Origin of the sequence: Microvirga makkahensis (genome assembly GCF_009830105.1) — a bacterium.
GTDB classification, from domain to species: Bacteria; Pseudomonadota; Alphaproteobacteria; order Rhizobiales; family Beijerinckiaceae; genus Microvirga; species Microvirga makkahensis.
This window is the reverse complement of sequence record NZ_WURB01000012.1, coordinates 1-18,269: the sequence shown is the minus strand read 5'-3', so window position 1 is coordinate 18,269 and position 18,269 is coordinate 1. Positions and strand designations below refer to the sequence as shown.

The 18,269-nt window shown below is 60.3% G+C and carries 18 protein-coding genes and 1 tRNA gene; 11 read left to right on the top strand and 8 right to left on the bottom strand.

The genetic code is table 11. From position 1 onward, the window contains the following. Positions 1-51: 51 nt before the first annotated feature. A complete protein-coding gene (locus tag GR328_RS16295; protein ID WP_160885585.1) occupies positions 52-993 on the bottom strand; it encodes a sugar ABC transporter substrate-binding protein in 942 nt (313 codons plus the stop codon). Positions 994-1,262: 269 nt separating this feature from the next. Between GR328_RS16295 and GR328_RS16290 the strand changes: the two genes are divergently transcribed. After that, on the top strand, positions 1,263-2,108 hold the full coding sequence (locus tag GR328_RS16290) for a MurR/RpiR family transcriptional regulator (RefSeq protein ID WP_160885584.1): 846 nt from the start codon (positions 1,263-1,265) through the stop codon (positions 2,106-2,108). Between the two features lie 237 nt (positions 2,109-2,345). Here GR328_RS16290 and iolG read toward each other — a convergent pair whose 3' ends face one another. Then, a complete protein-coding gene (gene iolG / locus GR328_RS16285; RefSeq protein WP_160885583.1) occupies positions 2,346-3,335 on the bottom strand; it encodes an inositol 2-dehydrogenase in 990 nt (329 codons plus the stop codon). A 149-nt stretch (positions 3,336-3,484) separates the two neighbouring features. On the opposite strand from iolG, the gene GR328_RS16280 reads away from it, so the two are divergent. The 4 genes from GR328_RS16280 (at position 3,485) to iolB (ending at position 9,066) form a co-directional block, all read left to right on the top strand. Continuing rightward, the gene (locus tag GR328_RS16280; RefSeq protein ID WP_160885582.1) at positions 3,485-5,398 is read left to right on the top strand and encodes a bifunctional 5-dehydro-2-deoxygluconokinase/5-dehydro-2-deoxyphosphogluconate aldolase; all 1,914 of its coding nucleotides are present in this window, start codon (positions 3,485-3,487) and stop codon (positions 5,396-5,398) included. Between the two features lie 103 nt (positions 5,399-5,501). Continuing rightward, complete coding sequence (gene iolD / locus GR328_RS16275) at positions 5,502-7,349, top strand: 3D-(3,5/4)-trihydroxycyclohexane-1,2-dione acylhydrolase (decyclizing) (protein WP_160885581.1); 1,848 nt, start codon at positions 5,502-5,504, stop codon at positions 7,347-7,349. Positions 7,350-7,371: 22 nt separating this feature from the next. Further along, positions 7,372-8,256 (top strand): myo-inosose-2 dehydratase, encoded by an 885-nt coding sequence (iolE, locus tag GR328_RS16270; protein ID WP_160885580.1) that lies wholly within the window; start codon positions 7,372-7,374, stop codon positions 8,254-8,256. 12 nt (positions 8,257-8,268) lie between these two features. Continuing rightward, entirely contained in the window at positions 8,269-9,066 is a 798-nt protein-coding gene (gene iolB, locus GR328_RS16265) for a 5-deoxy-glucuronate isomerase (protein ID WP_160885579.1), read from the top strand. A 115-nt stretch (positions 9,067-9,181) separates the two neighbouring features. Here the strand turns inward: iolB and GR328_RS16260 are convergent, their stop codons facing one another. From GR328_RS16260 to GR328_RS16245, 4 genes are all read right to left on the bottom strand, one after another. Next, positions 9,182-9,592, bottom strand: coding sequence for a PilZ domain-containing protein (locus GR328_RS16260; RefSeq protein ID WP_160885578.1), 411 nt, complete (start codon positions 9,590-9,592; stop codon positions 9,182-9,184). Between the two features lie 203 nt (positions 9,593-9,795). Beyond that, on the bottom strand, positions 9,796-10,113 hold the full coding sequence (locus GR328_RS16255) for a hypothetical protein (protein ID WP_160885577.1): 318 nt from the start codon (positions 10,111-10,113) through the stop codon (positions 9,796-9,798). Between the two features lie 739 nt (positions 10,114-10,852). Beyond that, positions 10,853-10,929, bottom strand: a tRNA-Arg gene (locus GR328_RS16250). An 811-nt stretch (positions 10,930-11,740) separates the two neighbouring features. Then, positions 11,741-11,962, bottom strand: a complete 222-nt coding sequence (locus GR328_RS16245) for a NepR family anti-sigma factor (protein WP_160885576.1) — start codon at positions 11,960-11,962, stop codon at positions 11,741-11,743. A gap of 279 nt (positions 11,963-12,241) precedes the next feature. Between GR328_RS16245 and GR328_RS16240 the strand changes: the two genes are divergently transcribed. Together GR328_RS16240 and GR328_RS16235 are read left to right on the top strand one after the other, a co-directional pair. Beyond that, positions 12,242-12,448, top strand: coding sequence for a hypothetical protein (locus GR328_RS16240; RefSeq protein WP_205790063.1), 207 nt, complete (start codon positions 12,242-12,244; stop codon positions 12,446-12,448). After that, complete coding sequence (locus GR328_RS16235) at positions 12,432-12,824, top strand: response regulator (protein WP_160885574.1); 393 nt, start codon at positions 12,432-12,434, stop codon at positions 12,822-12,824. Before GR328_RS16240 ends, GR328_RS16235 begins: the two co-directional genes overlap by 17 nt. Positions 12,825-13,854: 1,030 nt before the next feature. Here the strand turns inward: GR328_RS16235 and GR328_RS16230 are convergent. Then, positions 13,855-14,253, bottom strand: a complete 399-nt coding sequence (locus GR328_RS16230) for a DEAD/DEAH box helicase family protein (RefSeq protein ID WP_160885573.1) — start codon at positions 14,251-14,253, stop codon at positions 13,855-13,857. Between the two features lie 806 nt (positions 14,254-15,059). On the opposite strand from GR328_RS16230, the gene GR328_RS16225 reads away from it, so the two are divergent. From GR328_RS16225 to GR328_RS16210, 4 genes are all read left to right on the top strand, one after another. Continuing rightward, positions 15,060-15,524: a PRC-barrel domain-containing protein gene (locus GR328_RS16225; RefSeq protein WP_160885572.1), complete on the top strand. Its 465-nt coding sequence runs from the start codon at positions 15,060-15,062 to the stop codon at positions 15,522-15,524. 188 nt (positions 15,525-15,712) lie between these two features. Next, positions 15,713-15,874, top strand: coding sequence for an HIT family protein (locus GR328_RS28300; protein WP_343039410.1), 162 nt, complete (start codon positions 15,713-15,715; stop codon positions 15,872-15,874). A gap of 64 nt (positions 15,875-15,938) precedes the next feature. Further along, positions 15,939-16,298, top strand: a complete 360-nt coding sequence (locus tag GR328_RS16215) for a hypothetical protein (RefSeq protein ID WP_205790062.1) — start codon at positions 15,939-15,941, stop codon at positions 16,296-16,298. 70 nt (positions 16,299-16,368) lie between these two features. Beyond that, a complete protein-coding gene (locus GR328_RS16210) occupies positions 16,369-16,647 on the top strand; it encodes a DUF6894 family protein (RefSeq protein WP_425487044.1) in 279 nt (92 codons plus the stop codon). A 1,044-nt stretch (positions 16,648-17,691) separates the two neighbouring features. Here GR328_RS16210 and GR328_RS16205 read toward each other — a convergent pair. Beyond that, on the bottom strand, positions 17,692-18,269 hold a 578-nt coding region (locus GR328_RS16205; RefSeq protein ID WP_281351980.1), incomplete at its 5' end, for a TCP-1/cpn60 chaperonin family protein.

Genomic DNA, 18,269 nt, shown 5'->3' with positions numbered 1-18,269 from the left:
ATGGAATGAGAAGTCCGCGGCGCGTGCTGCTGCCGCGGACTTGTCTTTGTCTCAGCGAATGCCCTTCGCGGAGAGCTCGATCACCTGATTGGCCTTTTCCTTCGTGATCAGGTTCGGGCCGGAGGGTACGTTCCCGCCGGGCATCAGGCCGTATTTCGCGTTGAGAGCCAGGAAGACCACAGGCAGGTAACCCTGCAGATATTGCTGCTGGTCGATGGCGAAGGCGGCTTCCCCGGCCGCAACGGACTTGAGGAAGTTCGCGGAAAGGTCGAAGGTGGCGACGCGGACCGTGCCCGTCTTGCCGGATTCCTTCACCGCCGCCACCGTCGGTTCGCCCGCCGTGCCTGCGCCCAAAGCCAGCACCGTGTCGACCGAGCCGTCGGCCGCGAGCGCCGCTTTCACCTTGGCGCGCACATCCGCCGGATCGTTTGTCACCGGCAGCACCGTCACCTTGCCGCCGAAGCCTTCCGTGAAGCCTTTGCAGCGTAGGTCTAGCGACACGTTGCCGACCTCCTGGTTGACGCATAGGCCGACCTTGCCGCCCATTTCCTTCAGCTTCGCGCCTGCAACGCGTCCGGCCTCGACCTCGTCCTGGCCCACATGGAGCATCGCGCCGAGCTTTTTCGACACGTCGGATCCGGAATTCATGGAGATCACCGGAATGCCGGCGGCGACGGCCTTCTGGATCGACGGACCCAGCGCCGATGCGTCGGGAATCGAGACCACGAGGCCTGCGGGCCTCTGGTTCACGGCCGCATCGATGAGCTGGCTCATGTTGACCATGTCGAAGGTTTCGGGTGCGCGATAATCGACCTGGACATTCATGTCCTCGCCGGCCTTGGCGACGCCGTTCTTCACCACCGACCAGAAGGGATCGTTGGCTTGGCCATGGGTGACGACGATGATGCGATTGTTCTGCTGAGCGGAGACGGGGACCGCGGCGGCAGCGGTCAGGACCGCGGCTGCAACAAGACCGGTTACAAGCGATTTCATGACTTCCTCCCAAAAGGATTCTTATGTGCGTGAGCAACCGGAGGCCCCGGCTGCAAAGAACGCCGTGCATGAGTTCGCAGAGGCAACAGATGATTTGGAGACCCGATCGTCCTCTCCTGGGCCGTTCCCTCTGCCGCTCCGGTCGCCCAATTTTATGGAACGCCAGAACCTTTTTGTTTATACATTGGAATATTCATTCCATTCTTCGAGGATCGGTGTCAAGGTCCGACTCAATCTGGGGCAGCAGGCATATGGAGATCGAGAAGAGCATGACCGAGGCTGCTAGCGCCAACGAGGCGCCCAGCGACTACGAGAGCCTGCGGGCGCTGCTGCTCATCCGCCGGGAAACGATGCCGAAGCGGCTCAAGCAGCTGGCCGCCTTTGCCATGGAGCACCCCGAGGAGGTCGCGTTCGGCACCGTCGCCGGAATTGCCGAGCATGCCGGGGTACAGCCTTCCACCCTTGTGCGCTTTGCCAAGAGCCTCGGATACGATGGCTTCTCACACCTGCAGCAGATCTTTCGGGACCGCTTGCGGGAGCGCTTTCCCGATTACCGCGAGCGGCTGAAGGTGCTGCGCGATCTGGAAGGCGACCATGTCCACGCGGCCGCTCTTCTGGAGGGCTTCACCAACGCGGCCGCGATCTCGCTCGAGAAGATGCGCGACTCGGTGCAGCCAGAAGAGCTCTCCCGCGCCATCGAGACCCTCGCGAAGGCCGACACGATCTACCTTCTCGGCGCGCGCCGGGTGTTTCCCATCGCGGCCTATTGCGCCTATGCCTTCGGCAAGCTCGGCATCCGCACCATTCTGATCGATCATGTGGGACAGCTCGGCCCGGAGCAGCTGGGTACCGCGACGGTGCGCGATGCGGTTCTCGCCATCAGCTTCACGCCCTATGCGCCGGTGACCGCCGATCTCGCGGCGGCGGCGGCGCGGAACAACATTCCCGTGGTGGCGATCACCGATTCCGCTTTCAGCCCCCTGGTTTCGAGCGCCGATGTATGGCTCGAGGTGGCGGAGGCGGATTTCGGCGCCTTCCGCTCGCTCTCGGCCTCCTTCGCTCTCGCCATGGCGCTCGCGGTGGGCACGGCGGAGAAGCGCGCGCAAGGCACCTGAGACGCGCGCCTCGGGTGGCGGAGCCGACTCGGGTTCGTCTACCGGACATCACGTTCCCTCCTTCCGTCATCACCGGCCTTGCGTCGATGATCCCGATGCTTAGGAAGGGCCGCCCTTGTCGGGATCGGGATGGCCGGGACCGATCCCCGGATCACGTCCGGGAACGGCCATGGCAAGGACGAGCATTCAGCAAGCGATTCCGCCCCTGCCATGCAGTCCCGGGACAGCGCTTGCGGCTTACAGCCTCGCCGGCTTGCCTGTCTGCGCCGACTCGGTCGCCGCATCCGCGAGGCGCTGGGCCATCAGGCCGTCACGGCCGGTAGGATCGCATGGCCTGCCGTCGCGAATCGCGTTCAGGAACGCGGCGAGTTCGTCGCGATAGGCTTCCGCATAGCGCTCCAGGAAGAAATCCTGCACCGGGTCGGCGGTGATGCCGGAGGCGTTCGCCACCTCCACCGTGGTGCGGTGAATGTTGCCCGCGCGGATCATGCCCTTCGAGCCATGCACCTCAATGCGCTGATCGTAGCCGTAGGTCGCGCGGCGGGAATTGGAGATCTGGACGATCCTGCCCTTGGCCGTCTTCAGCATGACCGCCGCGGTATCCACATCTCCCGCGTCGCCGATGGCCGGGTCGACCAGAGAGGAGCCGACCGCGTGCACCTCGACGGGCTCGTCGCCGAGCAGCAGGAAGCGCGCCATGTCGAGATCGTGGATCATCATGTCCCGGAACAGGCCGCCGGAGGTCTTGATGTAGCTGACCGGCGGCGGACCGGGATCGCGGGAGAGAATCGTCACGAGCTCCACCTCGCCCACCTCTCCGTCGGCCAGACGGCGGCGCAGGGAAGCGAAGTTGGGGTCGAAGCGGCGGTTGAAGCCGATCATCAGCGGCGTCCCCGCCTTTTCGACGGCAGCGAGACAGGTCTCGATGCGGGCGCTCGAAAGATCGACGGGCTTCTCGCAGAAGACCGCCTTGCCCGCCTTCGCGCCGCGCTCGATGAGATCGGCATGCGTCGCGGTCGGCGTGCAGATGAGAATGGCGTCGACGTCGGAGCGCTCGACGATCTCGTCGAGGGCCGCGACTTCCGCCCCCGTCGCCACCGCCAGGTCCTCGGCGGAGGGGGCATGTGGATCAGCGACCGCCACCAGGCGGGCGTCGGGATGGTTGGCGGCGTTGCGCCCGTGAATGCGGCCGATGCGACCTGCGCCCAGAACGGCGATCCTGATCATGTTTCCCCCGGGTTCTTTGCCGACTACCGGCGAATTTGGAATTGATATTCCAGGATATGTTGCTAGTAGAATAAACGTTCTATAAGCGCAAGGGCAGAACGCTGCCCTGATACGGCTTCCGAGAGGAGGCCGGCCGTGGGAGGAATAGCATGGAGCCGACCTTGGATGTGATCACCATCGGCCGCGCCTCGGTCGATCTGTACGGCCAGCAGGTCGGCGGCCGGCTGGAGGACATGGCCTCCTTCTCGAAAGCCGTCGGCGGGTGCCCTGCCAACATCGCCATCGGAACGGCACGCCTCGGGCTGAGATCGGGCCTGATCACCCGCGTGGGCGACGAGGCCATGGGCCGCTTCATCCGCGAGCAGTTGGAGCGCGAGGGCGTCTCCACGCAAGGCATCGTCACCGACAGGGAGCGCCTGACCGCCCTCGTCATCCTCGGCGTCCGGGACGAGGATTCCTTCCCGCTCATCTTCTATCGCGACAACTGCGCCGACATGGCCCTGACCGAGGACGACATCGACGAGAAATTCGTCGCCTCCGCTGCCGCCGTCGTCGTCACCGGCACGCATTTCTCGCGGGAGAGCACCGCCGCCGCACAGAAGAAGGCGATCCGCATCGCCAAAGCGCATGGGCGCAAAGTGGTGTTCGACGTGGATTACCGCCCCAATCTTTGGGGCCTCCTCGGCCATGGCGCGGGCGAGTCGCGCTACGTGCGCTCCGATGCGGTCACCGAACACCTGAAGCCCGTCTTGGCCGATTGCGACCTTGTCGTCGGCACGGAGGAGGAGCTGCACATCGCCGGCGGCTCGGAGGATACCCTTGCCGCGATCCGCGCGATCCGGTCGATCTCGAAGGCCACCATCGTGTGCAAGCGCGGACCCATGGGCTGCGTTGTGTTTCCCGGCGACGTCCCGGATTCCCTCGACGACGGCGAGAAGGGTCCCGGCTTCCCGGTCGAGGTCTACAACGTACTCGGCGCGGGTGACGCCTTCCTGTCCGGATTCCTCCGCGGCTGGCTCAGGGACGAGAAGCTCGAGACGTGCTGCGCCTATGCCAATGCGAGCGGGGCCTTCGCAGTCTCGCGCCTGCTCTGCTCGCCGGAGATCCCGACCTTCCCGGAGCTGCAGCACTTCCTGAAGGAGGGCAGCCGCCACAAGGCGCTGCGGTTCGACGAGGGCATCAACCACATCCATTGGGCGACGACCCGCCGTCCTCAAGCGGATACGCTTATGGCGTTCGCCATCGATCACCGCGCTCAGCTGGAGGCGATGGCGAACGAGGTCGGTGCGTCCGTCGACCGCATCCCCGCCCTCAAAGTGCTCGCCGTGCAGGCCGCCGCGCAGGTGGCCGATGGCCGCCCCGGCTTCGGCATGCTGATCGACGACACCTATGGCCGCGAAGCGCTGTTCCGGGCGGCCGATCATCCGTTCTGGATCGGCCGCCCGGTGGAGCTGCCGGGCTCGCGCCCGCTCGATTTCGAGGGCAGCGGCAGCATCGGCGCGAAACTCGTGGAATGGCCTGTGGGCCACACTATCAAATGCCTGTGCTTCTACCATCCGGACGACCCGCCGGAGATCAAAGCACGCCAGGAACGTGAGTTGCTGCGCATCCATGACGCCGCGCGGCGCATCGGACGGGAGCTTCTGATCGAGATCATCGCCGGCAAGCACGGACCGCTGAAGACCAATACGGTCGCGGGTATCGTCCAGCATCTCTACGATCTCGGCATTCGGCCCGACTGGTGGAAGCTCGAGCCGCAGCAGGACAAAGCAGCGTGGAAGGCCGTCGGCGCCGTGATCACGAAGAACGACGCCTATTGCCGCGGCATCGTGCTGCTCGGCCTCGAAGCGCCGGAGGATCAGCTCGAAATCGCCTTCGCCGCCGCAGCATCGGAGCCTCGGGTGAAGGGGTTTGCTGTCGGCCGCACCATCTTCAACGATGCCGCGCGGCGCTGGCTCAAGGGCGAGATCTCGGACGAGGCCGCCGTCGCCGACATGGCCGGCCGCTTCCAACGGCTTGTCGACATCTGGCAGCGCGCGTCCGGACAAGCCAAGGCTGCCTAAGACGAAGGGCGGAGCCGGTTGCCGGCTCCGCCCTCTTTTCATGAACTGCAAAACCTGAGAACGCTGCCGGCATCGCGTCCGGCGCATTTCGAGAGAAACGCTCATGAGCACGATCCGCCTCACCATGGCGCAAGCCGTTGCCCGGTTCATCACCGCACAGAAGACGGAGATTGACGGACAGGTCCTGCCGCTGTTCGGCGGCGTCTGGGCCATCTTCGGTCACGGCAACGTGGCAGGCATGGGCGAGGCGCTGCACGACGTGCGCGACAGGCTCCCCACCTTTCGCGCCCACAACGAGCAGGGCATGGCCCATGCGGCGATCGCCTTCGCGAAAACCTCGCGCCGCCGACGCATGATGGCCTGCACCACCTCCATTGGCCCCGGCGCAACGAACATGGTCACGGCAGCAGCGGTGGCGCACGTCAATCGCCTCCCCGTCCTGCTCCTGCCCGGCGACGTCTTCGCCAATCGCAAGCCCGATCCGGTGCTGCAGCAGATCGAGAGCTTTTCGGACGGCACGGTTTCGGCCAACGACTGCTTCAAGCCGGTCTCCCGCTATTTCGACCGCATCGCCCGTCCCGAACAGATCATCCCCGCCCTTCAGCGCGCCATGAGCGTTCTCACCGATCCCGCCGATTGCGGACCGGTGACGCTCGCGCTCTGCCAGGACACGCAGGCCGAGGCGTATGATTATCCCGAGAGCTTCTTCGCCGAGAAAATCTGGGCGCCGCGCCGCACCCGCCCGGACGAGTCGGAACTCGCACAAGCCGCGGACCTCATCCGTAACGCGAAGAAGCCATTCATCGTGGCGGGCGGCGGCGTGCTCTATTCCAGCGCCGAGAAGATGCTGGCTGACTTCGCGCACAAGCATGGCTTGTTCGTCGGCGAGACGCAGGCGGGCAAGTCGAGCCTGCCACACGACCATCCGGCCAATCTCGGCGCAGTAGGCGTGACCGGCACGGGAGCCGCCAATGCGCTCGCCGAGGAAGCCGACGTGGTGATCGCCGTCGGGACGCGCCTGCAGGATTTCACCACCGGCTCCTGGGCCCTGTTCAAGAATCCGAGCCGCCGTATCGTCGGTCTCAACGTGCAGACCTTCGATGCCGCCAAGCACAATGCGCTGCCGCTCGTCTGCGATGCGCGTGTAGGCCTCGAAGAACTGAGCCGCGCCCTCGGCGCCTGGAGGGCACCCGAGGCATGGGCTGCGAGGGGCCACGAGGAGAAGTCCCGCTGGTTCGAGACCGCGGCGCGCTTCACCGATCCGACGAACGCGGAGCTTCCTTCCGATGCGCAGGTGATCGGCGCGGTGCAGCGCAGCGCCTCTCCCAGCGATGTGGTGGTCTGTGCCGCGGGCGGCCTGCCCGGCGAACTGCACAAGCACTGGAAGGCGAGCGCCGCCCTCGGCTATCATATGGAATACGGCTATTCCTGCATGGGCTACGAGATCGCGGGCGGCCTCGGCGTGAAGATGGCCGAGCCCGCGCGCGAGGTGATCGTGATGGTGGGGGACGGCTCCTATCTGATGATGAATTCCGAACTCGCCACCTCCGTCATGCTGGGCCAGAAGCTCACGGTCGTACTGCTCGACAACCGCGGCTATGGCTGCATCAACCGCCTGCAGCGCGCTACCGGCGGAGAGAGCTTCAACAATCTTCTCCGGCACACCAATCACGTGACCTTGCCCGAGATCGATTTCGCGGCCCATGCGGCGAGTCTCGGCGCCCAATCGCTGAAGGTGAAGAGCATCGCCGAACTGGAAGATGCATTGAAGAAAGCGCGCGCGTCCGAGCGCAGCACCGTGATTGTCATCGACACCGATCCGCTCGCCTCCACCGACGAGGGCGGTCATTGGTGGGACGTGGCGGTGCCCGAAGTGTCATCACGCGAACAGGTGAAGGCCGCGCGAAAAGAATATGAATTAGCTGTCGCTGCACAGCGCGTGGGCGACTGACCACTCAGAAGGATAACGACAGATGACGATCCGCATCGGGGCGAACCCCATCGGCTGGTCCAACGACGATATGCCGGAACTCGGCGGCGAGACGCCGCTGGAGGTATGCTTGGCGGAAGCCAAGGAGGCGGGCTTCGAGGGCATGGAACTCGGGAACAAGTTCCCGCGCGAGCCGGAAACGCTCAGGAAGGCGCTCGCGCCCTTCGGTCTCGCCTGCGTGTCCGGCTGGTATTCGGCGGAATTGCTCAAGCGCGACGCCGATGCGGAAATGACGGCTTTGCGCCCGCATCTCGATCTCCTGAAGGCCATGGGCTCGAACGTGCTCGTCTTCGCCGAAACCTCGAACGCCATTCACGGGGACCGCCTCAAGCCGCTCTCGCAGCGCCCCGTCATGAAGGACGGCGACTGGGCGGAGTTCGGACGCCGCATCACCCAGGTCGCCGAACGGACCCTGCAGGAAGGCGTGCGTGTTGTCTATCACCACCACATGGGCACCATCGTGGAGTCGGAAGCCGATATCGATGCCTTCATGCGCGTCACGGGCGAGGCGGTGCATCTGCTGCTCGACACCGGTCACGCCACCTGGGGCGGCGCCGATCCGGCCGCCCTGGCACGCCGCTACCGCAGCCGCATCAGCCATGTGCACACCAAGGATGTACGCAAGTCCGTGATGGAGAGGTCGAGGGCCGAAGGCTGGAGCTTCCTCGATTCCGTCATCGAGGGCGTCTACACGGTTCCAGGCGACGGCATGGTGGATTTCGTCTCGGTCTTCCAAGAACTGCCGGGCTACAATGGCTGGGTGGTCATCGAAGCGGAGCAGGACCCCAAGAAGGCGCATCCGCTCACCTATGCCAAGATGGGATACGCCAATCTCACCCGGTTCCTGAAGGAAGCGGGCCTGCGATAAGGAGAGCGCACGATGTCGAAGCTTCTCGTCAAACCGTCCAAGCCCGATACGAACGGGCGCATCCACGCCATCACGCCGGAATCGGCCGGTTGGACTTATGTGGGATTCGAGGTCTACCAGCTTAAAAGCGGTCAGAGCTTGAAACAGCAGACGGGAGACCGGGAGGCTTGCATCGTGATGCTTTCAGGCTGCGCGCGGGTGGGCGCGGGGAGCCGGGATTTCGGTGTGATCGGTGGGCGCGCCTCGCCGTTCGAGCCGGATCCGTGGTCGCTTTATGCGCCTGCCCGTTCCGAGTGGTCGCTGGAAGCCGAAACGGATTGCGAGATCGCGGTCTGCACCGCACCCGCCGAGGGCAAGCTGCCGGCGCGCATCATCCCCCCCGACCAGGTCGGCCAGGAAACGCGCGGCAAGGGCACGAACACGCGCCATGTCCGCAACATCCTGCCCGAGACGGAGCCTGCGGAAAGCCTGCTCGTGGTGGAGGTGATCACGCCTTCGGGCCACTGGTCGAGCTATCCGCCCCACAAGCACGATCGGGACATGCTGCCTCACGAATCGCTGCTGGAGGAAACCTATTACCACCGCCTCAATCCGCCGGCGGGCTTTGCGCTGCAGCGCGTCTATACGGACGACCGTTCCCTCGACGAGACGCTCGCCGCCAGCAATGGCGACGTGGTACTGGTGCCGAAGGGTTATCATCCGGTCGGCGCGCCGCACGGCTATGAGCTCTATTACCTGAACGTCATGGCGGGCCCGAAGCGGATCTGGAAATTCCACAACGATCCGGACCACGAGTGGATGGTGGCGTAGCGCACGGTGCGGAACCGGAGGTCAGCGTCGGCGACGAGCGCTCCGGTTTCCGCTGGATCACGGAATCGATCGGAAGAGGCTGGTTTTTTTCCTCACCCCCGCTGCCGCGGCAGAATCATCGCCTGAATTCGATCTTCAACTGGATCGCCTCGACCGGAACGCCGAGAATCCGCGCGACTCGCTGGCAAGCCTCCTCCAGAATTTCCGGCACGCCCGATATCTCCCGGGCGACGGGAAGCGGCTCGACGTGGCCTCCGGCTTCCGCATCATCGTCAAGGAACCTGATGCCGTAATTGCGCCCGTCATACCACATCACCTGCGCGCGCTGGACGAGCTTCTTCCTGGGAACCTGCAGTTCGAATTCCGCGGGGATTTTGACAGGCTGCGCGAACACGAGGCGCGCGCCGGCCTCGGACAGGTCCCGCACCGTGCATTCCATGCGGGAGAGACGATTGTCGTAGATGATCTGCCCTTTGAGAAGGGTGTGCAAGCGAGGACTGGCGCGACGCTGCTCCGCTGGTTTCATAGGCGCCCCCTGTACTGCCCTGCCGCATGGAGAGGTAAGCAGGGCTCCTGTTCGGCCCTGTTCGTCGGGCCGTCCAGCCGATCGGCCTCGACGGGAGAGCATTGCAAGCACTGCCGAGAAAGCCGACGCTTCAAGGTAATATAGTATCGCAAGCGTTGGCAACCTGGCGCAGCCCGCTGTCGAGCGCAGCCTGTAGAGTGCCGTTACGGATTGGCAGCCCACCCGGCGATAATCGACGGGCGCTTGTTCGCGGCAATTTCAACCGAGGCGATCGGCCGAGGGGGCGTTGCGCGGGTCATGCAGATTCTCATGTGCTTCCTGCGAGCGTCCTTGATGGTGACCCGAAACTGCTCTTGCGACATGTTTCGGGTCCGGTAGATCAGTCTCGTTTCCTTGTAGCAGGCGTCCCATCGGGCCTCTCGCTGGCTGTCCAGCGAGGGTGTCCAGTCTTGCGCCCGGGCGCCTCCCGGGGCGAGGACTGCCAAGCTCATTGCGATGATGATTATACTGCGCATCTTCATGCTCCCTCGCTAGGAGCTTAAACCGTCGGCCGGATGATTGGTGCCCCCTCGGGAAGGCTCCTAGGAGTTAACTCCCTGGTTCTTTTTGGCTCCTGGATACGCCACGGGGTCTCGTCGGGCGAGAAAGGATTATATCCGAGTGGAGAATCCAGGGCCGCGCCATCGCAGCAGGCCTCTAACCGCGCGAGCGGCAGCGCGAGGCTACGAACCCTGGCGAGCATCCTGTGGCCAGGCGGTCGGCCAGTTCGTGCCTGTTACCAACCCGCGGTTCTCAGGTTCATAGCAGGCGAGAAGCTGACCAATGCCTCCCTTCGGCAGCGATTAGAGATCGCCGAACAGAACGCCGCTCAGGTCACCCGGATCATTGATGAGGCGAAAGATAGGAACCTGATCAAGCCAGCAGATCCGGAAAGCCCGAGAGCGGGCTATGTCCCTTTCTGGGCATAGGACTCGCATTTGATCGGGTTTTGATCCCCTGTTCTGAAAATAATGAGATCCCCTATTTTGGAGATAATAAGATAACTACCGCCTCCCCTTCGGACGGTGGTCCGCCAGCCCACGAACTCGCAACCGAATCGAGTTGCGGGGCATCATGATCTAGGCTTTGGAACCTTGGAGAGCCTTTATTGGCAAAGCGTGGCTAAGGCGTTCATGGGATGACTTTGGCACACCCGACGAAAAGTCGAGGCAACAAGCACTTGCCCTAAACCAGTAAGACATTGACTTTTAAGGGAAATATTGGCGCACCCGACACGATTCGAACGTGTGACCTTTGCCTTCGGAGGGCAACGCTCTATCCAGCTGAGCTACGGGTGCTTGCGGCGATGGGCCTGATCTCTTCCCTACCCGATTAGGGGCGCCAAGACAACCTCTGACGAGATAGGAGTGAGGAACTCATTAGAAACCAACGGGAATCCCGTTAGCCGCAGTCAAGACTCTAGCGGGTGCAGAAAGAAGTTCAAGGCAAATTCGCCACGGGTGCGGCTGTCGGACTCCGAAGCAGAGTTTAGCACAGAGTGTGACAACTACTGTGACAAGCCGAAGGCTCACCCCTTGGGGGGAACAGGGCTGAACGAGGGTTGAGCAATAGGCCCAGAGATTGCTTACACCCAGAAGTGAAGCCTATCCTAAAGGGATATTGGCTTCAACATATTGCGGCCAAGGTTTTTCGTAGGCTTTACCTGCTGACGTGGGGAGCCTCACCATGCGACGCCTCAGCCTATCCCTGCTACTGATCGTGATGTCCTCAGTGCTTGTGCCGCTCCTGGTCCTGCTAGCCTTCATAGCAAGTGTGCTGGCTTCGGCGCTGATGTTCCCCTAAGAGGATAGCTCAGTAAAGCTTCTCTTTCTTTGCGATCTGTAGAAGCTGACCTTCTATTGCCCTCATCCTTGTCATGAGCCGATCCAGTTGCGTCAGGATAGCTCTCTCATCTTGCCGAGCTTGTTCTAAGTCGGCTGCGGTAGATGCGTGTTTTCCTCGGTGAAGCGCATCAGCCAAGCGACGGTCCAGCGCCCACAACCGTCCTTCCAAGTCGTGATACTCCCGACGAAGCTCCATTTCAGGCAAGTTTAGATTATCCCATCCATCAAGCCTCGTAATATCCACTAGAACGCAAATCAGAAGCCTCTATTCCGTTGGCCTCGTATTTGCATCAAGCATGACCAGCAATGACGTAAATCGATCAGGCAATGGCTCCGAGACAATCTGCGCGTAACATGCTTCCAACTTGGCTCCTATATGACGCATCAGTTCCGCTTCACCTTTCGCCGTGAGTTGACTGGAACCAATGCTCCAATGGTCGCTGATCCCTAGAGACGCAACATCGTCATCCGGCGGAGATTTCTTCATCCCTGCCTCCAATGCTCTTAGTGCCGGTAAGAAACCGATTAACCTAGGTTAAAGTTCTGGCGTTTCGCGGTGAAGCTCAACGATTTAGGGTTAGGTCAAGGACGTAAGGCAGACAACGGTAACGTTAGCCCGATTAACTTCCCTACGAACGTCTAACATCTTACTTCATTGCCAAGCTGGAACCCGCTCCGTCGCTCATTGTTGGATTGCCATTAACCTAAGTTAACAAACTGTACTAATGCGACAAGCCGCAAAGGCTCAGCAAGGGCTTCCAACATCATGAGCCTAGTCACTGGCGAGATGACGCCAATGGATCGCCTTACCGCTTTGGCTCCGGCAGTGGATCGGTATGTGCGCGAGACGTACAACAGTCTTCTCACTCTACCTGTGCCTGAGCAGCTTTATGACCTGATCCGCTCATACGAACAGCATCACGAAAAACAATTGCTAGCCGAGGAAAGCCTGAAAGATGGGACAACGGATTAACCCCAATCGTAAAGCATTGATCGTTGAGGACGACGAGGAGCTACGGGCTTTAGCTGCTGCACTGCTAGAGGAAACTGATCTAGAGATCGTCGAGGCTTCAAGTGGCGAAGAGGCATTGCGCTACCTGCATCACCATGCTGATGAAGTCGCCTTCCTGTTCTCTGACGTGAGGCTCCCATGCCTTATGAGCGGTGTTGATCTTGCGCAGATCGTCAAGTTGAAGTGGCCATGGATTAGGGCCGTCCTTACCTCTGGCGCTCCTCTTGAGGATGGTAATGAGAGAGCAATGAGAGATGTGAAGTTTATGCCGAAGCCGTGGAGAGCGTTGGATGTTCTGGTAGAAGCCGAGAAGGCTATGCGCCAAGCAATCCGATAAAATACCCTGACAAACCCACGGATCAGCGTTCCCTCCCGGATGCGGTGACTAGCTTCCGAGAGGGCCATTTGTCAGTACGAGGCGTGCTCGCCAAACAAGTAGGGCTGAAAGAATGAAAGCGGCTCCGGCTTGCCTCTAGCTCTGCCTACCTCAACCTCGCTCACCGCCGTCCTTGCCTCATGGCTCACCCTCTGGCGGGGCATCTGAGCAGTCATAGGGCGGTACCGTTCGAGATTGGGTCCTTCCTTGTCAGCCTCATGAACGCTCTTACCTGCGGCCTCACCCATCGTGGACCATATTGAGATGATAGATGGGCCTTCATGTGTCGTGGTGATACGTTCATCATCGGGTATCCCCTTGGCTTGCAGGATACGAGCAGCAGTCATCAAAGGTGTCTTACTCTTGCAGAGCAGACGCTGGCCTAAGGATGCAGCAAAGCGCCCCCGGCCAAGTGGCCGGATGGTGATGTTCATTGGGTTCTCTCGCTGGTGTTGGATCGTAGCAATGAGAAAAGCCAGGACCGATCAGGGTCGCTGGCTCTTGGATAGTGCTTGGAGTGGGTGAGGCGGAGGGCTAAGCGGCCAATTTCTGCTCAGACTGCATCAGTTCATGGACACTGGCGCTGTGCCGCCGCCGAACGAACAGGCTCCTCATCCGCTCTGACGGGATGAAAACCTCGATAGGCTGATCGTCTCTGACCTGACTGCGCTCAATCCACTGGAGCATTTCAGACAATGCGAAAAGCTCCTCATGAACAGTGATCCCACGGTCCTCAAAGTAGCCTTTGATCATCGGATTGTGGAAGACATTGCAGAGGCAGGCCAGTGACCGCTTATGCCTGTAGTCACTAGTCGCTTTGGCATTGTGCGGTATCCAGCAGTCCTTCTTGGAGTCCGATTACCCTTGAGACGACTCTTGGCCTTCTTGAAGGAAGTCCAAGCGTTATCATTGGCCTTAGTCTGAGCCACAGCCTTAAACCAGTGCTCAGTCGCAGCCTTCATCTGAGCTAATGTATCAGGGCTTCGTCCGATCAGGTTCTCGCAGCATCCTGAGGACATAGGGCCCTCTCTACCCTTAGGTGTGCCCCAGTGGTGAGCTGATGATCAACCGGGGTCATCATCTCAAAAGGCAGACCCTCAACCCTGAGATAAGCCGACATAGGAGAACCCATAAACATATAGGTGAGGACATAGACCTGATTGAAACACCTGAGGAAGTCCGTGGGGAACTCCCAGATCAGGGCTGTGTCTCGGTACAGCACCAGGTTGCCGTTGTCGCATAGGGCACGAATGACGTTGAACTTGCCTGAGTAGGTTGGATGATCCCAATGTTTCCATCTCAATCGCTTGGTAGCAGGATCAGCATAGACAGGATGGCCCCTGAACAGGATCTTCCTGTCTGATGCCGACAGTTCCTCGAACATCGTCATGCAGTCTAAGACTTCATCAATGATCAGAGTGTAGTTCTGCTCCTCAGCCTCCGGTAAATGTCTCTGCTAAGGAGACGGAAGAGGGCATGGGTCGTGCAGATCGCTCCTTCCTCAATCAGCGTGGAAAGGCGATGGAGCTTGCGACCTTCTACAGGCTGTAGGGTTGCGGAAGTTCAGGCCAGAGCAAGCCTCACTGATACGATCCGCCTCGGACAGAAGGGGAGCGACATAGGGGAAGCGTACAGGCTTATGCTCCGGATCGATGAAAGACCTCCCCAGAGACTGAGTGCGAGCCTCATTCATCAGCTTTGTCATGTATGTGGTCTTACTGACCCCGGGATGGAGTCGGTAACAGTAATCATGGGTCATGTCCTTAGGATGTGGTGGGCTGCTATTAGGCAAAGCCTCACCGGAGTCCGGCCACTGAACGTGATCAGACTGTTGTCCCCCTCCGAGTGCCTCCTGCGTCTGAACGTCCGAGGAGCAGTCATGATAAAGGGCGTTCTTGCTGGTGGGAGGAAGAAACCCTCTAGCTTCGGGCCAAGCTCAACTCCCTGTGCCATTCTCTATTCGAACCACTAGGAGCAGCCCCGAGATACATCATTACTACGGTTGGGAAAGAGAAGACAACGTGAGTTTCATTCCAGTGAGTGGGTATTCGTCCCAAGCAGAGAATCTAAGCTTACAGTTTAAGTGTGATGTACTGCGCTGCGCCTACAATAACCTACCTGTTGCGTTCTCATACCGGACATGAGTCAATATCTGCGGACGACGAGAGCAGCGATCTCGCTGAGAGGGAGGTGCTTATGAGAACCTACTACATCTTCCAGTCTGAAAAAACACCCCAGCTTCAAGGCTTCACAGAGGAGCCTCAAGGTCGGCATCTTCCCAGTGGCGAAGGACCCTGGAAGGCGGTCAGAAGGATCGAGCCTGATGAAGAGTGGGACGTTGATACCAGCAGAGCCGTCGTGGCCGCGGGAATACTAGAAAACGGATACTATCTATCAGGTCCTATCGAGCGACCAAGATCGCCTCATCCCGAAATTGAAAGTGACAGGGTCGAGGGCACTCCGGTATTCAATCGCGACAATGAGCGCATCGGCACCGTCAAGCGTCTCTTCATCGAGAAGATCAGCGGTCGCGTCACAAAGGTGGACGTAACGTTTGGAGGCTTCCTTGGTATCGGTGTTCATCACCGCACAATCCCATGGGAGAAGCTAGAGTACGATCCTGACCTTGAGGGATACCGTACTGACATTACAGGAGCCTAAGTCAGAGTTGCTCCATGGGTCTAGGACAATGACCAAGTTGCCATAGTCGCAAGCGTAACTTTCTGGCGGAGATATTAGTGAGCGTGGGCAAGCCGTTCTCGCTAGCGCAAGGCTGTGGATGGCTCCAAGCCCTGCTCGGGATTATGTAGGACAATCCACGGGTGCTGAGGGCCTGAACAGGGTTCAACATTGAGATGAACTGCGGTGAGTTCGCGGTTCAAACGGTGATGCACTGCCATGTCCATCTGATTCCAAGGCGCAAGGGCGATCTGGACGAGCCTAAGGGTGGCGTGCGAGGAGTAATAGCGGGAAAGGCATCCTACTTATCGGAGCCGCCTACCTCAAAATAGTTAGGGCCAAAGAAGTTATCATTCAATCCATGTTAAGGCGGTCGTTCCCGGACAGTTAGAGGCTATGTTCTCCCTGACTCTGGAGAACGGTAATGGGGATGTGACCAAGCTCATTTGTTTCGATGCTCTATGTGACGCGATCCGAGAGGCAGAGAGGGCTCAGACCAAGTACCGTCAAGCCTCCTGTGCGCTTGCAAGGGTTCGCGCAAAGCTGGACCGGGCTGTAGAACAGGCATACGAACAGCAGTCATTCGCCCCTCTCGGTAATCTGTTTGATGAAGAAGAAGCTGCACTGGCGGTCTGTGAGCGGGCAAAGGCTCAACTTACTTCGGCCCAGAAACGGTGGCGCAACATGGGAGCCGCATTGGCTTACGAAAAAGAGTTGATGCTGGCAGGGCGGTGGTCTCGCAAGCGGCTGAATTGACCATCCGCAAATGTGAACTAATCCCTAAGAGCGTCTTAATTTTGAGGCTGGCGGAGCTAATATTCCCGTCATGCCTCGGTTCAGGTTCTTCGTCTCAAACCAGCAGACTCGTGTCAGGTATCCGAAAAGCTTTAACTTGGCTGATACTGACGAAGTGAGAGGCGTTGCCTTGCGCATAGCGAGAGCCTTCATCGAGGCTGTGCCCTACTGGAAAACCCTGACCCCTGATCAACAGAATGACTTCGTGGTTGAGATCGTAGACGAGGCGGATCAGACGGTTCTGACGGTTCCCTTCAGAGGTGTTGAAGACGCTGGAAAGCCTGAAGCTCCGGATGAGCAGGGTTTATAGGAGCTTCAGATATGAAAAGGCCCCACCGGGAAGTGCTCAACCGATGGGGCCAGTGAGAAGGTTTCGGGAGGAAGCACCTTCGGGTTTCTAACGAACGAAGCTCCTGATTGTTGCTGTTGGACAAGACGCCGGCCATGAAAAGGGCCGCGCCTGAACTCTGATGGTCCAAGTCTGCAGCCCTGTGCCCGTATGCCCCTACGGTCTGCTCAGGAGCATCTGATTTGGTTTACAGGTGAACAGGTAGCCATAAGTGGTAGAACCTTTAGCTACTGCCGCTTCGCTGATTGTTCGTCTAGTGTTGCTCATCAGCCATGATTTGCCCCTACGGCTGACCACTTGGGAGCGCCTCTTTCGGGGCGCTTTTCTTTTTGAGTCAGCCGGCCGCCACCTGGTCTAGCTTCTCAGCCACCTTTTCCGGCCCCAGGCGCGTATATCGGCTCAACATCCGTGGATCACGATGGCCGCTGATGAGGGCTGCCTCAGGAACAGTGAGGCCATACTCAAAGAAGCGTGAGACCGTTCAAACTCGGCCTCTAGGTTGGCTTCCCTTGGAAAGTCACTGCAACCGACGACTGAAGTCCAGGTCCGTATACGCTGCTTCTTGTGAAGGACGCAGCTTTCGGATCGTAGCCATTGCATCCCTGCGGATCAGTCGAACATGCGTAGAGCGCCGGTATAGGGCCGCCAAGGACTTCCCGCAGTCGTATAGGGCATTCCGCTGGCACTGTGCCGTGGAATGTGCCGCTGACCCTGAATCCCTCGGCTCCTGCCAGTCTCACTCCTTCGACGTCAATGACGTATCGCAGGGAGATGGATGATTGAGCGCTGCCTAGATTGGGCTACGCCCATTGAGAGACCTTTACCGTTGCAGGGTGAGATCGAAGGCCCCCACCACAGGCCTATAAGATGCTGTCTTCCAGAATTAAGAGCATCTTGCAAAGAACTCGATCTGCTTTTCCGCGCGATGCTCTAGCTCACTTGAGCCCAAATAAAAGGCCCCGGATTTCTCCAGGGCCTCTCTGTGTACTCGCGTGGTGGCTGGACTTAGAAGTCCATGCCGCCCATGCCGCCCATGCCGCCGCCGGGCATGGCCGGAGCAGATTCCTTCTTCGGAGCGTCGGCGACCATGGCCTCGGTCGTGATTAGAAGACCGGCCACGGAGGCCGCGTCCTGGAGAGCCGTGCGGACGACCTTCGCCGGATCGATGATACCGGCCTGGAGCATGTCCACGAACTCTTCCGTCTGAGCGTTGAAGCCGAAGGTGTCGGACTTGTTCTCGACGATCTTGCCGACCACGATCGAGCCCTCGACACCAGCGTTCTCGGCGATCTGACGGAGCGGAGCCTCGAGAGCGCGCAGCACGATGTTGATGCCCGCCTTCACGTCGGCATTGTCGCTCGAGAGTTTGGCGACCGCAGCCTTGGCGCGCAGCAGAGCCGTGCCGCCGCCGGGAACGATGCCCTCTTCCACCGCAGCCTTGGTGGCGTGCATGGCATCGTCGACGCGGTCCTTCTTCTCCTTCACCTCGACCTCGGTGGCGCCGCCGACGCGGATCACCGCGACGCCGCCCGCGAGCTTGGCGAGGCGCTCCTGGAGCTTCTCACGGTCGTAGTCCGAGGTGG

Coding starts and splice junctions, on each gene's coding strand:
- GR328_RS16295 (WP_160885585.1), bottom strand. CDS start 993: ATGAAATCGCTTGTAACCGGTCTTGTTGCAGCCGCGGTCCTGACCGCT.
- GR328_RS16290 (WP_160885584.1), top strand. CDS start 1,263: ATGACCGAGGCTGCTAGCGCCAACGAGGCGCCCAGCGACTACGAGAGC.
- iolG (WP_160885583.1), bottom strand. CDS start 3,335: ATGATCAGGATCGCCGTTCTGGGCGCAGGTCGCATCGGCCGCATTCAC.
- GR328_RS16280 (WP_160885582.1), top strand. CDS start 3,485: ATGGAGCCGACCTTGGATGTGATCACCATCGGCCGCGCCTCGGTCGAT.
- iolD (WP_160885581.1), top strand. CDS start 5,502: ATGAGCACGATCCGCCTCACCATGGCGCAAGCCGTTGCCCGGTTCATC.
- iolE (WP_160885580.1), top strand. CDS start 7,372: ATGACGATCCGCATCGGGGCGAACCCCATCGGCTGGTCCAACGACGAT.
- iolB (WP_160885579.1), top strand. CDS start 8,269: ATGTCGAAGCTTCTCGTCAAACCGTCCAAGCCCGATACGAACGGGCGC.
- GR328_RS16260 (WP_160885578.1), bottom strand. CDS start 9,592: ATGAAACCAGCGGAGCAGCGTCGCGCCAGTCCTCGCTTGCACACCCTT.
- GR328_RS16255 (WP_160885577.1), bottom strand. CDS start 10,113: ATGAAGATGCGCAGTATAATCATCATCGCAATGAGCTTGGCAGTCCTC.
- GR328_RS16245 (WP_160885576.1), bottom strand. CDS start 11,962: ATGAAGAAATCTCCGCCGGATGACGATGTTGCGTCTCTAGGGATCAGC.
- GR328_RS16240 (WP_205790063.1), top strand. CDS start 12,242: ATGAGCCTAGTCACTGGCGAGATGACGCCAATGGATCGCCTTACCGCT.
- GR328_RS16235 (WP_160885574.1), top strand. CDS start 12,432: ATGGGACAACGGATTAACCCCAATCGTAAAGCATTGATCGTTGAGGAC.
- GR328_RS16230 (WP_160885573.1), bottom strand. CDS start 14,253: ATGACGATGTTCGAGGAACTGTCGGCATCAGACAGGAAGATCCTGTTC.
- GR328_RS16225 (WP_160885572.1), top strand. CDS start 15,060: ATGAGAACCTACTACATCTTCCAGTCTGAAAAAACACCCCAGCTTCAA.
- GR328_RS16215 (WP_205790062.1), top strand. CDS start 15,939: ATGTTCTCCCTGACTCTGGAGAACGGTAATGGGGATGTGACCAAGCTC.
- GR328_RS16210 (WP_425487044.1), top strand. CDS start 16,369: ATGCCTCGGTTCAGGTTCTTCGTCTCAAACCAGCAGACTCGTGTCAGG.